Raw genomic sequence first — 14,691 nt, forward strand, 5'->3', positions numbered from 1 at the left:
AAGAGCAGCGAGAAATCAGATCAGGCAGAGTTCGGACAGGCTGCGTCTGAGCGCCGGGGGGAGGTTTTCGATCCCCGTCGCTGCGGGTGACGAGCCCAGATCGATGGGCGCGTCCTCGGGCTTCAGATAACGCCAGCCTTGGAATGGACGCATGGCGCGCGGCTGAACCGGAATGATCTCGTCAGTAACGAGGATATGGGTGCCTAACTGGCCATCAGGGCGCGTAAAGGGTCGGAACCCTATAATTGGCTGACGGCAGAGCACCAGCCCGCCCATCACCCGGAAAAGCGAGCCCTGCCCACTGATCTCATCGGCCTGTTTGGGCATTGTGCGCGTGCGTATGACACCGCACCCCTCGACACGCTCGCCGCGCTGCATCCAGGCGGCGAGTTCATCAAGGGTCGTGCAACCGACGACCAGTTTGATCATGTGCAGCAAGGATCAGTGCTTTCCCATGAAGCCCTGCGCCCAGCCGGCATAGAGCTTCTTGAAGCGATCGACATCGATAGTCTGTACGATGCTGACCTTGCGGACGCCCATTGCTTTGGGTGCCAGGGCATCAGGCCACACATAGGCGTGGCCATAGCCAATGCCCTTGCCGATCTCGACATCCATATAGGCATCCTGCTTCCTGGTAATGAGGGAGGGATCGGCCACGATGGCGCTCGTGACTTCATCCCACATGGCCAACGGGACATAGTAGCGCACGAGATAATCGGTGGCGGCCGAGCGATGATCTTTCGCAATGGCCTCGACCTCAGCCTTGCTGAGCACCACGTCATTGGAGACATTGGCAACAGAGGTGATATGGGCCCAGGGTGCGGTCAGGGTGATATGGGCGGCCTCGGGATCGAAAATCAGATTGAAATCCGATCCGTTATCCGCATTGCCGGTGACAGACATCATTGCTAGGTCAAGATAGCCGCCCATAAAGACAAGCTGCTTCGCCGTGCTCGCAAAGCTTGGATCCAGCCGAATGGCCAGTGCCAGGTTGGTCATCGGGCCAGCTTCGATGATCGTCACCTCATGGGGGTGAGCATGGACCTGCTGGATCATGAACAGCGCAGCAGGGATGCCCTGAGGCTGAAGCGCGGGTTTGCCATCGGGGGTCGGGGCAACAGCGGGCTGCGTGTCAGGGGTCTTGTCCATAGACCCCATGCCACCCCACGCCCCTTTCCAGGGCAGGCTGCCATATTGCTGCTCGCGCAGGCGCGTGAGCGCCACTGTGTTGATCAGGGGTTGGGTTGCCCCGTCATAAACCGGCACATCACGATGCCCCGAAATTTCCAGAAAGCGGCGGATACGCGCGCTTTCGGCATTTTCCCAATCATCGCCAGCCACGACCGTCAGGCCAAGAACCTTCAGTTTCGGGTTGTTCAGCAGGGGGATGACGGATTGGATGTTCGAGCCGCCCGGGCCCAGATAGTCATTATCGGCAATCACAAGCTCCGGACCGTTCCGGGTTTCGGCGGAGGCTGTGCCGATGGTGAGGGCGGCAAGCGCCAGACTGGCAAGGAAACAACGCATAAGCTGGTTTGACTCCGGAAAAGCGGGACGGTTCCCTGTGTCTCATACTGTGAGCAATAAAGTCTTAAGGGAAGGGGTGATGAACGTCATCTCGTGGCGTGCAGGGTGTTCATGCAGTCTGAATAATCACAAGGCTGAGGGGCGGTGACTCGCGGGTGATCAGAGGACCAGAGCACCCAGCAGGGCTTCGAGCCTCACACGACCTTCGTCCGTGGCAATGAGCCGGTTGTCCTGAAGGCTGAGATAATTCTCTTCCTGCGCCGCCTCGAAAATCATCGGGTCCACACACTCGGCCAGTTGGCGCCCTGTACGCTTTGCGAACCAGTCCAGATCGATCCCTTCGCGCAGGCGTAACCCCATCAGGAGCGCCTCGCGCCCGCGTTCCTCGGATGACAGAGGCGTTTCCTCGGTCGACCCGCTTCCTCGCTGTTCGACACGGTCTGCCCAGATTTCCGGAGCACGATGCCGCCGTGTGGCCAGAAGTGTGTCGTCCAGCGTCAGCCTGCCATGCGCTCCCGGCCCGATGCCGATATAATCCTGATAGCGCCAGTAGGTGAGGTTGTGACGGCTCTCGGCACCGGGGCGGGCATAATTCGAGATTTCGTAATCCCGCATTCCGAAAAGGCCTGCGATTTCGGCAGTCTTTTCATACAGGCGAGCGGCTTCATCTCCCTCAGGCAGGGTGAACCGCCCCTGTCGATAGAGCGCCTCGAACTTCGTGCCTTGTTCGATGGTGAGCTGATAGAGGGACAGGTGATCGGAGGCGAGGGCAAGGGCCTCGCGCAGCTCTGCCTCCCACGCGCCCAGGCTCTGGCCGGGGCGGGCATAGATCAGGTCGAAGGAAAGCCGCGGGAAGAGGGTGCGCGCTGTCTCCAGAGCCTGCACGGCCTGTCCAGCCGAATGTTCACGGCCCAGAAAACGCAGGGAGTCCTCGTTCAGACTCTGGATGCCGAGCGATATCCGATTGACCCCCGCCTGAGCAAAGCCGGCGAGTTTCTCGCGCTCCACACTGGTCGGATTGGCTTCGAGCGTGATTTCGAGATCAGGCGCGGCGTCGAAATGGTGCAGGGCATCCTGAATGATCAGGGCGACAGTTTCAGGGCGCATGAGCGACGGTGTGCCGCCACCGAAAAAGATCGAGCGCAGGCTGCGCCGCCCCGTGCGGGCAGCATCATGGGCGAGCTCCTGACGCAGCGCCGCTGTGAAGCGCTCATGCGGGATGACGTCGCGCACATGCGAGTTGAAGTCGCAATAGGGGCATTTGGCCAGACAGAAGGGCCAGTGCACATAGAGCGAGAGCGGCGGTGCTACGCTCAGATTGCGATCCTCACACCAAGCTCGACCACACGATCAGGCGGAATACGGAAGAATTCGGTGCTGGGCACAGCATTGCGTACCATCAGCAGGAACAGCCACATGCGCCAGATTGAAAGCTTGGGCAGGGTGGAGCGTACGACGAGCTCACGCGAGACGAAATACGACGCCTGGATGGCATCGAACTCAACCCCGGTCGCATTCAGTTCCTCCAGGGCCTTGGGCAGATTGGGCATTTCCATGAAGCCGTAGCGCACAATCACACGGTGAATATTCGGCGCCAGCTCCTGCACCATCGCACGATGGCCGCGCTCTGCTTCGGGCTGATCGAGGTTCTGCACCGTCACGAACAGAACGTGGTCGTGCAGCACCTTGTTATGCTTGAGATTGTGCAGGAGGCAGGTGGGGACGGTATCGGGATTGGCCGTCAGGAACACGGCCATGCCGGGCACCCTGACGGTGCGTGACTGCGGCAGACGCGCCAGAAAGGACGCCATGGGCAGTGAATCTGCCATCTGGCGGGTGCGGATCAGGCTGCGACCGCGCGCCCATGTGGTCATGAGAATGGTGGCAGAAACACCGATCGCCAGAGGCACCCAGCCGCCATCGGGGATCTTAAGCACATTCGCTGCAAAGAAGGTTCCATCGCTGAGCAGGAAGAACCCAAAGACGAGACCTGCCAGAGGAGCGCTCCAGTTGAACACGCGACGGAACACCACCATGGCCAGAACGGCCGTGCACATGAAGGTGCCTGTGACGGCAATGCCGTAAGCCGCTGCCAGAGCCGAGGAAGAGCGGAAGGAGAGAACGAGCAGGATCGACCCCAGGGCAAGCACCCAGTTGAACACGGGAAGATAGATCTGTGCCTCTTCCTCCGCGTTGGTGTGGGTGATGCGCATACGGGGCAGATAGCCCAGCTGGATAAGCTGGCGGCAGAGCGAGAAGCCACCGGAAATGCCGGCCTGGCTGGCAATCACGGTTGCCATGGTGGCAAGGAGCAGAAGCGGAATCTGGGCCCAGCCGGGGGCCAGATGGTAAAACGGATTTTGCAGCGCCGCCGGGTTGCGCAGAAGCAGGGCACCCTGACCCAGATAATTCAGCGTCAGGGACGGCAGGACGAAAAACAGCCACGCATAGCGGATGGGTGTCCGACCGAAATGCCCCATATCGGCATAAAGCGCCTCGGCACCTGTCACGGAGAGAACGACAGAGCCCAGGGCGATGAAGGCCAGCCATCCGTGATAGAGCACGAACTGCGCGGCGTAATAAGGCGACAGCGCCATCAGGATATGGGGCGTCTGGGCGATGGAATGGATGCCCATGACGGCCAGCGTCAGAAACCAGACCATCATGATCGGACCAAAGGCACGACCGATCTTGCCAGTGCCAAGTGCCTGCGCGCTGAACAGGGCGATCAGGATGATGATCGCCACCGGTATGATGATGTGGGAGGCTGATGGCACCGAGACCTCGATACCTTCAATGGCCGAGAGAACCGAAACCGCTGGGGTGATGATACCATCACCAAAGAAGAGGCAGGCCCCGCCAATACCTACAATGCCGAAGAACCAGCGATATTTCGGCGATTTGCAGACACGCTGTGCCAAAGACATGAGCGCGATGATACCGCCTTCGCCATCATGATCGGCACGCATGACGAGCATGACGTATTTGATGGTGACGACCAGCATGAGCGCCCAGAAAATCAGGCTCTCGATACCCATGATCTCCCAGCTTTCCGCCGGATGACGGATCGAGCCGACGATCTGGACAGAGGCCTGAAAGGCGTATAGCGGGCTGGTGCCGATATCGCCATAAACCACCCCCAGAACGCCCAGAAGACCGGCCAGACCGACAGGGGCTTTCTTGTGCAGGCCGTCATTCGCGCCGAACTCGCGGATGGAGCCCTGCCCGTCGGTTGCGTTTCTGACAACGGACCCTGGTTCTGCAGTGGTGGAACCTGGCTGTCCGGCAGGCCTGTCTGTCATTTCTGTTCCATCTCATGGCAAGCGCGAGGCAAGCACGGGGGCAAATACGATGCGTGATACACATAGATGTGAGCGATCACTGACATAAAGCCTGCCATACGATCATTCGTCCTGTCGCCGCAAGCATGGCGTGGCCGAAATCAGATGGTGGGACGGCTGCCGAAGATAGCGGTGCCAACGCGCACGAGTGTTGCGCCATGGGCGATGGCGGTTTCGAAATCGGCTGACATGCCCATGGAGCACTCTGCCAGACCATGAGCCTGCGCCAGCTGTGCAAGGTATGCGAAGTGGGGGGCTGGTGCCTCATCCTCGGGAGGGATGCACATCAGTCCCTTCACAGCGTTGCCAAAACGCGTCCGGCACAGCGTGATGAATGTATCGGCCTCCTCGCGCGGGATACCCGATTTCTGAGGCTCATCACCTGTGTTGACCTGCACGAACAGGTCAGGCAGGCGGCCAAGGCGGTCACCTGCCCGGGCGATCGCATCCGCCAGGCCAGGTCGATCGAGGGATTCAATGCAATCGGCCACGCGACATGCGTCCAGGGCCTTGTTGGTTTGCAGGCCACCGATGATGTGCAGGCGCAAATCAGGCCAGGTTTCGCGCAGGGCGGGGAACTTCTCTCTGGCTTCCTGCACGCGGTTTTCGCCGAACAGGCGTTGCCCGGCCTCAAGGGCCTGCTCGATGGCGGCAGCCGGATGAAACTTGCTGACGGCAACGAGTTGAACGCTTTCCCTTGGGCGCTGGGCTGTCAGGCAGGCGGCATCGATACGCGCACGAATCCGGTCGAGACGGGAGGAGAGCGTGTCGTTTGTCATGGCCATATCCGCAAGTTGTTGCTGTTAAGATGCACGAAGGGGTAGCGCGGCGCTTCGCGAAATGCCATTGGCAAGGCAATGTCCAAAGCACCTTCTCAGATTCCCGCCGATCCGACCCGCGATCTGGCCTTCGATATTGTCTGCGGTGTCGTCGAGCATCGACGTATGCTGGAGACGACGCTCGACCGCAGCCCGCTGACCGACCCAAGGGATCGTGCAAGCGCTCACCGGCTTGCGGCGACCGTGCTGCGGCATATGGGCAGCATGACCGAATTGCTGCAACCGCTCCTTCGTCGCGAGCCGCCGGCACCCGTGCGCTGTGCGTTGCTGATGGGCGTGGCCCAGCTGCGTCATCTCGAGACCCCCCCTCATGCTGCCGTGGGTACGATCGTCTCCCTGCTGCGTCGTCGTGGGCTGGCGCCCTTTGCCGGGCTTGCCAATGCCGTGCTGCGGCGTGTGGCGCGCGATGGTGACGAACTGGCCGAGGGCCTTGATGCCGATCGGCTTGATGTTCCGGCCTGGCTCTGGACGGCCTGGGGGCACCGGGCTCGCGATATTGCGGCCGGCCTGCATCGCGAGGCGCCGATCGATCTGACCCTGAAACCGGGCGCTGCGGCGCCGGAAGGCGGGGAGATGATGCCCAATGGCAGTGTTCGTTTCGCACCGGGGACGCGGGTGACGGAGCTTGAGGGCTTCGAGGAAGGCGCGTTCTGGGTTCAGGATGCGGCTGCCACCATGCCAGCGCGACTGCTGAATATCTCGCCGGGACAGAGCGTTGTCGATCTTTGCGCGGCACCGGGTGGCAAGACGGCCCAGCTGGCTGTGGCCGGGGCCAAGGTCTATGCAGTCGAACGCGAGGAAACCCGCGCCAGGCGCCTCAAGCAGAATCTCGAGCGCCTAAGGCTCGATGCCGAAGTGGTTGTCGCCGATGCCTTGCAATGGCAGCCAGAAGAGAAAGTTGACGCGGTTCTGCTCGATGCGCCGTGCTCTGCGACGGGAACATTGCGTCGTCATCCGGACGTCCTGTGGGTCAAGCGCCCGCGTGATGTGCTGGCGCTTGCAAAGGATCAGGATCGCCTGATCGATGCCGCTGGCGCCATGCTCAAGCCGGGCGGCATCCTGCTTTACGCCGTGTGCTCCCTTCAGGATGAGGAAGGTCCTCAGCGCGTGGCAGCAGCGGTCAAACGCGGCTGGGTGCTTGAGCCTTTTACGGCTGAAGAGCTCGCGACCATGCCCGAGGCACTCACAAAACAGGGAACATTCCGCACTCATCCCGGCATGTGGGCCGAGCAGGGCGGTATGGATGGCTTTTTCGCTGCAAGGCTGCGCAAGACGGCCTGAGAAGGTTTGTTCAGAGAGCGCCGCCCGATGGGGCCGTGCCTGATGAGCAGCCCGATACGGAACGATCGACACAGAGAGAAGGTAGAACGATGCCCCAGTTGAAAACGCCCCTGATTGCACCGAGCATTCTCAGCGCCGATTTTGCGCGCATGGGCGAGGAAGTCGAAGCCGTGGTGCGCGATGGGGCCGACTGGCTGCATCTGGATGTGATGGACGGGCATTTCGTGCCCAACATGACATTCGGCCCTGGCATGGTGGCAGCACTGCGCAATCGTACCGACAAGCCCTTTGACGTGCATCTGATGATCGAACCGGCCGATGCCTTCATTGAGGCCTTCGCCAAGGCCGGTGCGGACCATATTCATGTCCACGTGGAAAATAACCCGCATGTGCATCGCACGCTTCAGCATATTCGCGCCCTTGGCAAGAAGCCCGGCATTGCCATCTGCCCCGGCACGCCGCCCGAAGCGCTCGAATATCTGCTCGACCTCGTCGACATCATTCTGGTCATGACCGTCAATCCCGGTTTCGGGGGGCAGAAATTCCTTGAGAGCCAGGTGCCCAAGATCCGCAAGCTGCGCCAGATGGCCGATGCGACGGGGCGCGACATCCGTATTGGCGTCGATGGCGGCATTGATCTCGCGACAGCGCCTCTCGCGACGGGTGCCGGTGCGGATATGATGGTCGCAGGGACTTCCATCTATGGTCAGGATGATTATGCTGCAGCAATCAACTCTTTGAGACAGGTTGGCAGCCTGTCCTGATAACCTGATCTGGGGGAACATACCGGCATGCTCGGACGCTGGGCGCGTGAAGCTCGTCTTTCATTTGCCCGGCTTCCATCGAGTGTGCCGGGGCTTGCGCGTGCGCCAGACCGGCCTGTCCATGCCATAAGGGATATCTGGCCCGGTAACCCGGATCATGGTGCCCTGCTCGTTAGCGGCACGGCCCGATTCGAGGGGCGGTCCATACCCCTGCGTGTGACAGATTGGGAATATGCCGATGTTTCCCCGGCAACACGTGACTGGCTGCAAGGCTTTACCTGGTTGCGCGATCTGCGCGCACTTGGGAGCGACGAAGCCCGGCTCTATGCCCGTTCGATCGTCAGCAGCTGGCTCGATCAGCCGCCAATTGATCCCCTTGTGCTCAATGCTACGGCGACAGGTGCCCGTTTGGCCTCCTGGCTTGGCCATTTTGATTTCTTCGCGGCGTCTGCCAGTGAGGGGTTCAGGCAGAGATTGATGGATCGCCTCCTTGTAGAGGGGCGGCTGGTTTCCATCATGCTGCCTCTCGCAGAACAGGGGTGGCGCAATTTCACGGCGCTCAAGGGGCTGCTTTCCGTCGCAGTGGCCATACCTTCGCAAACTGGGTTTCTGCAGCGCTTTCATCGCTTCCTGGATCAGGAAATCGAGCGGCAGATTCTGCCTGATGGTACGCTGCGCGAGCGCAGTCCGCTGGCGCAGATGGAAGCGACGCGGGAACTGGCCGAGATCAGTGTGTTCATGCGCATGGCGCAGCTCTCTCCGTCGGAGTCCGTTCAGAACGCCCTCGCACGGCTCTGCCCCGTTTTGCGTGCGCTCAGGCACGGTGATGGTGGATTGGCCCTGTTTCATGGCAGCAAGGAACAGGATGATCGCCAGATAGACAGGATCATCCAGTATGGTGCGCGTCAGACGCTTCTGGCCTCAGCGATGCCGGATGGCGGGTTCTGGCGCATTGCGGCGGGCAAGGCCCTTCTTTTTGTCGATGGTGGTGCGCCCCCTCCGGTCAACTACGACCGCAATGCCCACGCGGCCCCGCTGTCTCTAGAGTTTTCGTTCGGTCGCCAGCGCCTTTTTGTGAATTGCGGTGGCGCTGCCGGCGGCTCTTGGAAGCATGCGCTGCGTCAGACCGCGGCTCATTCATCTCTCGTGGTCGAGAATACCTCATGCTGTGATATTGGGGCTGATGGCGCGATCATTCGCCGTCCTGCCCATGTCACCCTGGCTCATCAAAGTCAGGACGGCGCCCATTGGGTCGATGCCCAGCATGATGGCTGGTATCCCGGTTTTGGTGTGCATTGGCGCCGGCGCCTCTATCTTGGCCCGACAGGGGAGGATCTGCGGGGCGAGGAATGTGTAGATGGCGAACGTCGCGTTGCCTTCGCCCTGCGCTTTCACCTGCATCCTTCCGTAACGGCCGAACTCGCGCCGGATGGCGATGAGGTGCTGATGCATGCAGGTGGCATGATCTGGCGTTTCCGCCAGGAAGGCGGGGCCCTGTCGCTGGAGAAGAGCGTTTATGCCGGTGGCGAGAAACCGGTTTCGGCCTTCCAGATTGTCGTGAGACCCGTCGCTCAGCCGGGCCAGGTTCCACAGGATCAGGCTCTTCAGGCGGATGCGCAGCTCGATGGTCTCGCATCGGCAGGGCAGGCGTTACCAGTCGAGCAAGGGCAGGAATCTCCCGATGCACAGACGGCGCCCGACTCTGCTTCTTGTGAACACCTCTCTGGTGACGCGATCCCTGACGGAAACAACGCGCCCCCCGAGCGTGTCGTGCCGGTCGTTGAGGCGCTACCTTCCCGTCAGGTGCTTCAGTGGGTCATGGAGCGTGTCCCGGAATGAAAAAGAGGCGCTCGAAAGCCAACATCCCGCCAGGCAGCGGAACGGCATTGCGTATTCTCGAAATCACCAATGTCGATTTCGCCATGTGGCAGTTCATCCACCCGCTGATGCGGGCCTTGCGTGAAGCCGGACATGAGGTCGAGGGCGGCTGTGCCGAGGGGGATCATCTCGTCCCCGTTCGGGATGATGGTTTTGTCGTGCATGCCCTCCCCATGGCACGGTCCTACTCACCGGTTGCGCAATGGCGCGCGCTCAGAGCGATCATCCGGCTCATCAGGCACACCCGACCTGATCTTGTGCATGGTCATATGCCGATCAGCGGTTTTCTGGCGCGTATTGCCGCCTGGTGGTGCGATGTGCCGCTCATCGCCTATACCTGCCACGGTTATTTGTTCAACCAGCCGGGGTCCTGGCGGCGTCGGGTTCTGTCCTTCGTGATGGAGTGGCTGGCGGGACAAGTGACCGACCGCTACATGACCGTATCGCATGCCGAAGCGCGCGATGCCCGGAGGTTGCGTATCCACCCCTGGCCAAAAGCCGTCGGAAATGGTCGTGATCCGCAGCTCTACCGGCCTGATCAGACAATCCGGCGCGCGTATCGCGAGGCGCTTGGTCTGGATGACACGTCAATCGTGGTTATCGCAGTATCGCGCATCGTGCGCCACAAGGGGTATCCCGAATTATTGCGGGCGATGGAGGCCGTGCCTGGCGCTATACTCGTGATCGTGGGAGAGCGTCTTGCCTCTGATCATGGCGACAGCATGACCGCCGAGTTCGCCGCTGCCGCGTCCGTGCTTGGAAATCGTTTGCGCTTGCTGGGTTACCGCGAGGATACGTCAAGGCTGCTGGCTGCAGCGGATATTTTTGCACTGCCGAGCCATTTTGAAGGTCTCCCCATGTCGGTCATCGAGGCCATGCTGAGTGGTCTGCCAGTTGTGGCAACCGATATTCGCGGGCCCAATGAGCAGGTTGTGCATGGTGAAACCGGATTTCTGGTGCCGCCGGGTCTGGCGGCGCCCCTTGCCGATGTACTGAACCAGCTTGTGCGGGATCCGGCCTTGCGGACCGCCATGGGGCAGGCCGGGCGGGATCGAGCCACGCAGCTTTATGACGAGAAGAAGGTTCTGAGCCGTGTGGTGACGCTGCTGAGTTGATCAGAGCCAGCCATTCTGCCTTGCAATACGGCTCGCCTCGACACGGTTACGGGCACCTATCTTCTGGATGATATCTGAAAAGCAGTTACGCAACGTACCGGGCGAGAGCTCGAAGAATGTTGCGATCTGTTCGCTGGAGCGCCCGGATTCCACCAGGCGCAATATCGCGCGGTCGCGGGAATTCAGGGGATCATGTGCGGCGTCCCAGACCTGCTGCGCGAGACCAGGATCGATGGCGCGTCCTCCTCGCCCGACATTACGTAACGCGCCAGCCAGTTCGCTCAACGGCGCATCCTTGAGCAGATAACCCCGGACCCCGGCATTGAGTGCACGTTTCATATAGCCAGCGCGGGCGAAGGTCGTAACAATCACCACCACGGTTCGGGCTTTCTCAGCCTGAAGGGTTTCCGCCAGTTCGATGCCGCTCATTCCCGGCATTTCAATGTCGGTGAGGAGAATATCGGGGCGCTCCGACCGCGACAGGGTCAGGGCTTCAAGCCCATTGGCTGCCTTACCCACGATTTCGAAATCGGATTCCATCGACAAAAGCGCCGCGAAGGCATCGCGCAGCATGACCTGATCTTCGGCAAGAACGAGGCGCAGCTTCTGCCTCATGACAGGTCTCCAAGCGTGATGATGAGGGTCAGGCCGTCTGGTCGCGGGGTCAAGTCAAGTCGTCCATCGATCTCGGCCAGGCGGCGACGCATTCCGCTTATACCATTCCCTTCTCGGAATGATAACAAAATATTGCTGTCATGGCGGGGCCTGGTCTGATCACGGACCATAAGCTCGAACACCGCCGTCGCGCGTTGCCGGAATGCGATATGACAGGTCGCGGCGTTGGCGTGGCGCAGGATATTGGTCAGCGCCTCACGCAGGGCAAAGGCGAGGACCGCCTCGGCGTATGCGGGCATCAGCCCCGGTTCGCCCGATGACTCCGTGGATATTCCTGCGTCATTCAATGCGGCGACACCAGAGGCGAGTTCATCCCGCAGAGAGGTCACGCGCATATCCGATACGACCTGACGCGTTTCAGCCAGAGCGTTGCGCGCTCGCTGACCAATCTCGTCCAGTTCGTCCTGCGCCTTGCTGGTGTCGTGCGGCAGATGACGATGGGCAAGTTCGGATTTCAGCGCGATGATCGTCAGAGATTGACCGAGTGTATCGTGGAGGTCACGTGCGAGACGTTCTCGCTCTGCGATGAGGGTGAGGGAGCGTATCTCCTCCTGCGCCGCGGCAAGCGCCTCGTTTCTCTGATGCAGATCCATCGACAGCACCATGGTGGCGAAAGTCCCGATGGCGACAATAATCGTGATCAGGCATCCAATGAGATCCTCATAGGCGAGCCATGTCAGCGACGCACAGACGCACAATATGACGGCGAGCATCGTGAGACCGAGGCGCCGGTTCGTGATGGCGCCGCATGTCGCTGCGGCCGAGATGAAGAATACCCCCCAATAGCCGTGAAACGGTATGAGAAGGATACCTATGAAGGCATAGATCAGGGCCCTGACTGCAATCGGCACGGCAAGTCGACCTGGCAGAAAAGGTAGCGCCAGAAATACGGCCGCCCCCGCGATGAAAGCGACGATTCCTGCCAAACTTCCGCCACGCGTGAGCCAGGGAAGGGGAAAGAGAAGCAGGTAGATGCCCGAGATACTGCGGCGAAAGGCGATGCGGGAACGGGGGCCGAGGGTGATAGGCATGACAGGGCCTTGGTCTGACGCAGGGAGGGAAGATATGGAATCAGGCGATGGTACGGATTGGGGCCTCGGCTTCAGGGGAGCCTATCAGCCTGCTGCGCATAAGCCGACATAACGCACCCACCCAGCAGGCACTGGCTGTCCCGAGCCCGGCGACGACACTGTGAAGCGGCTGATTCAGGAAGAGAGAGGCCGCAGTTACGAAGAGAATGCCAACTCCTGTAAAGATATGCACAGGCTCATGCATGGCACGTCCCAGAGGCAGGTAGGAGGCGCCGATAACGAGGCCTGCGACAACAAGCATCAGGTCAGGCCGATGGACGGCCGACAGAACCATACCTGCCGCAACGAGAAGAACGACTCGCGCCCGGCGCGTGCGGCGAGCCAGCTTATGATCGTGAACGATCTCGGGGTCATGATGTGTGATGTCTCTTCTGAGGAACCCCCAAGCCAGCGGCAGGGAGATTGAGACTGTGATGATCAGTCCATGAGACGGGGCAATTCCAAGGGCGGCAAGACCTCTCATACTCCAGAGCGCGGCAAACAGCAGTCCGGTGAGATCGGTCAGGGCGTAACGCCAAGGTCTTTGAGCGGGAGTGGTGGGCATGATGCATTCTCTCACTGTCGGGATATCGAACCTGAGGATCGCAAGGCTCTGACCTGTGCGACAGTGTGCAGCGTCATGCGGGAGAGATGACCTGAGATGATAACGGCTTCATGTTGGTCAGGAGGGGTCAACTCCCAACAATCGGGCGGTGCGAGCGGTGGGCTGATTGCGTGTCGGGGCGATGATGTCCGATTTCATAAATAATATGTTGATATACAAGTAAAAACTTAACATAAAACCAGAATAGATGTTGTTGACTATATAACTATTTTTCGGAGTCCAGAAATGACGTCCATAATTGTCTTCGATAGTGATGATATCGTCGTTCATTTCAACGAAGGTCGTTCCGATTACGTTCTTGTAACGTTCATGGGCATTGGACATGAGGCTAATGCCACGGCATCTTATTTTGGTAAGCCGATCGTCGAGCGCGAGAACATCTCATGTATTGGTATCACAACTAAGGTCAGAAACTGGTACACTTCGCAGAATATGCATACGGCTCTGCGTCTTATCTGTAGTCTAATCAAGGAGAGATACCGCAGCGTCATTACGATCGGTCTTTCAGCCGGGGCCTATGCCGCTATAAAATATTCACGAATTCTTGGTGCCAGACGCACTTTGGCTTTGGGGCCGCAATTGACGATCGATGATCGGGAGGGGAATGTTCTGCCTGAATGGGCGGCGCTATGCACGCCATCCATGAGAGGTATGGGCATCAAACCGCAGGATCTGCACGGTACGATCTTCACCCTATTCGATCGCCGTCACGTCGATGATAACGCGACCGTACAGCATCTTCTGGATTACGTGGATCAGGGCGCTCAAGCCGAGATCGTTCCGATCAACGTGCCGAGCGCCGGGCATATCGTCTATGAGAGCCTGAAGGGCAGCGCCAACCTGGTTGCGTTGATCGCTATGTTAAACGAGCAGGATGCGACCATGTCCTGTGCCCGGAATCTAAGGATCGCAACGTCCCGGTTTCGCCGATCCAACACAACGAACCTGTATAACAAGATCCAGAGCGGATACCGGAAATTTCCAAAGCTCGTCTATGATATATTATCCAGCGAGAGGTTCTGCCGCGATTTCCGGTATGATGATATCCTGCGCGACGAGACGCTTCTATTCAGGGTCTGTGCTGCGCTGAATGAGAAAGGCTATGTGCCGCAGTCACGTGCTCTATTGCGGGGGTTGATCGATTACTATGCATCGGGTGAATTCTCACCTGGTGGCGATGACCACGTCATTGTAGGGATGCCCGTCATGCTCGATCATCGTGGCCGGACATTGGGGTACTCATCACGCGAACGGCGTTTTACGAGCTCCAACATAGTCTGGATGGAAGGCGATGCGATTCCCGTCAGCCTCACCCATATCAACAGGGTCGCCTACCCCAGCATTTCGCTTTTCGGTAGGCGTTTTTTTCTCGATCTTGATGGCCATGATATACGGGCGTCTGTATCGCCGGGGCGTATTCACGCACAGTGCCGGGGAACAACCTGTGGCATCAGAAACCACGAAGAACGCTATCTGACCGTCGTGGGCGACCGTGAAATGGTGTGGTCCGCCCACCAGCTATCCTATGAAACGTTTTCCGTGGTCACGGTCTGATTGTCTGCTGACAGGAAACCAC

13 protein-coding genes are annotated in these 14,691 nt (G+C 59.7%); 5 read left to right on the top strand and 8 right to left on the bottom strand.

Annotated features, from left to right (window positions below; translation table 11 throughout):
- Nucleotides 1-15: 15 nt before the first annotated feature.
- The 5 genes from P792_RS32770 to P792_RS32790 form a co-directional block, all read right to left on the bottom strand.
- Nucleotides 16-438, bottom strand: a complete 423-nt coding sequence (locus tag P792_RS32770) for a DUF1489 family protein (RefSeq protein WP_023979583.1) — start codon at nucleotides 436-438, stop codon at nucleotides 16-18.
- Nucleotides 439-441: 3 nt separating this feature from the next.
- Nucleotides 442-1,527: a nucleoside hydrolase gene (locus P792_RS32775; protein ID WP_023979584.1), complete on the bottom strand. Its 1,086-nt coding sequence runs from the start codon at nucleotides 1,525-1,527 to the stop codon at nucleotides 442-444.
- Between the two features lie 159 nt (nucleotides 1,528-1,686).
- A complete protein-coding gene (hemW, locus tag P792_RS32780; RefSeq protein ID WP_031241361.1) occupies nucleotides 1,687-2,844 on the bottom strand; it encodes a radical SAM family heme chaperone HemW in 1,158 nt (385 codons plus the stop codon).
- On the bottom strand, nucleotides 2,841-4,829 hold the full coding sequence (locus tag P792_RS32785; protein WP_023979586.1) for a potassium transporter Kup: 1,989 nt from the start codon (nucleotides 4,827-4,829) through the stop codon (nucleotides 2,841-2,843). The genes hemW and P792_RS32785 overlap by 4 nt, the downstream gene beginning before the upstream one ends.
- A gap of 140 nt (nucleotides 4,830-4,969) precedes the next feature.
- On the bottom strand, nucleotides 4,970-5,653 hold the full coding sequence (locus P792_RS32790; protein WP_023979587.1) for a YggS family pyridoxal phosphate-dependent enzyme: 684 nt from the start codon (nucleotides 5,651-5,653) through the stop codon (nucleotides 4,970-4,972).
- A gap of 72 nt (nucleotides 5,654-5,725) precedes the next feature.
- Between P792_RS32790 and P792_RS32795 the strand changes: the two genes are divergently transcribed.
- From P792_RS32795 to P792_RS32810, 4 genes are all read left to right on the top strand, one after another.
- Nucleotides 5,726-6,988, top strand: coding sequence for an RsmB/NOP family class I SAM-dependent RNA methyltransferase (locus P792_RS32795; RefSeq protein ID WP_023979588.1), 1,263 nt, complete (start codon nucleotides 5,726-5,728; stop codon nucleotides 6,986-6,988).
- Between the two features lie 89 nt (nucleotides 6,989-7,077).
- Nucleotides 7,078-7,752 carry a ribulose-phosphate 3-epimerase gene (gene rpe / locus P792_RS32800; RefSeq protein WP_023979589.1) on the top strand — a complete coding sequence of 225 codons (675 nt, stop codon included), beginning with the start codon at nucleotides 7,078-7,080 and terminating at the stop codon, nucleotides 7,750-7,752.
- A gap of 27 nt (nucleotides 7,753-7,779) precedes the next feature.
- On the top strand, nucleotides 7,780-9,591 hold the full coding sequence (locus P792_RS32805) for a heparinase II/III family protein (RefSeq protein ID WP_023979590.1): 1,812 nt from the start codon (nucleotides 7,780-7,782) through the stop codon (nucleotides 9,589-9,591).
- Between the two features lie 47 nt (nucleotides 9,592-9,638).
- Nucleotides 9,639-10,745 carry a glycosyltransferase family 4 protein gene (locus tag P792_RS32810; protein WP_023979591.1) on the top strand — a complete coding sequence of 369 codons (1,107 nt, stop codon included), beginning with the start codon at nucleotides 9,639-9,641 and terminating at the stop codon, nucleotides 10,743-10,745.
- Here P792_RS32810 and P792_RS32815 read toward each other — a convergent pair whose 3' ends face one another.
- Genes P792_RS32815 through P792_RS32825 form a run of 3 tightly spaced genes read right to left on the bottom strand, consistent with a single transcriptional unit; the run spans nucleotide 10,746 to nucleotide 13,055 of the window.
- Nucleotides 10,746-11,360, bottom strand: coding sequence for a response regulator transcription factor (locus P792_RS32815; RefSeq protein ID WP_031241364.1), 615 nt, complete (start codon nucleotides 11,358-11,360; stop codon nucleotides 10,746-10,748).
- Nucleotides 11,357-12,451: a sensor histidine kinase gene (locus P792_RS36150; protein ID WP_051395942.1), complete on the bottom strand. Its 1,095-nt coding sequence runs from the start codon at nucleotides 12,449-12,451 to the stop codon at nucleotides 11,357-11,359. The genes P792_RS32815 and P792_RS36150 overlap by 4 nt, the downstream gene beginning before the upstream one ends.
- 40 nt (nucleotides 12,452-12,491) lie before the next feature.
- The gene (locus tag P792_RS32825; protein WP_023979594.1) at nucleotides 12,492-13,055 is read right to left on the bottom strand and encodes a hypothetical protein; all 564 of its coding nucleotides are present in this window, start codon (nucleotides 13,053-13,055) and stop codon (nucleotides 12,492-12,494) included.
- Between the two features lie 285 nt (nucleotides 13,056-13,340).
- Between P792_RS32825 and P792_RS32830 the strand changes: the two genes are divergently transcribed.
- Nucleotides 13,341-14,669, top strand: a complete 1,329-nt coding sequence (locus P792_RS32830; RefSeq protein ID WP_023979595.1) for a hypothetical protein — start codon at nucleotides 13,341-13,343, stop codon at nucleotides 14,667-14,669.
- Nucleotides 14,670-14,691: the final 22 nt, after the last annotated feature.

The organism is Asaia sp. SF2.1 (assembly GCF_000505765.1).
GTDB lineage: Bacteria > Pseudomonadota > Alphaproteobacteria > Acetobacterales > Acetobacteraceae > Asaia > Asaia bogorensis.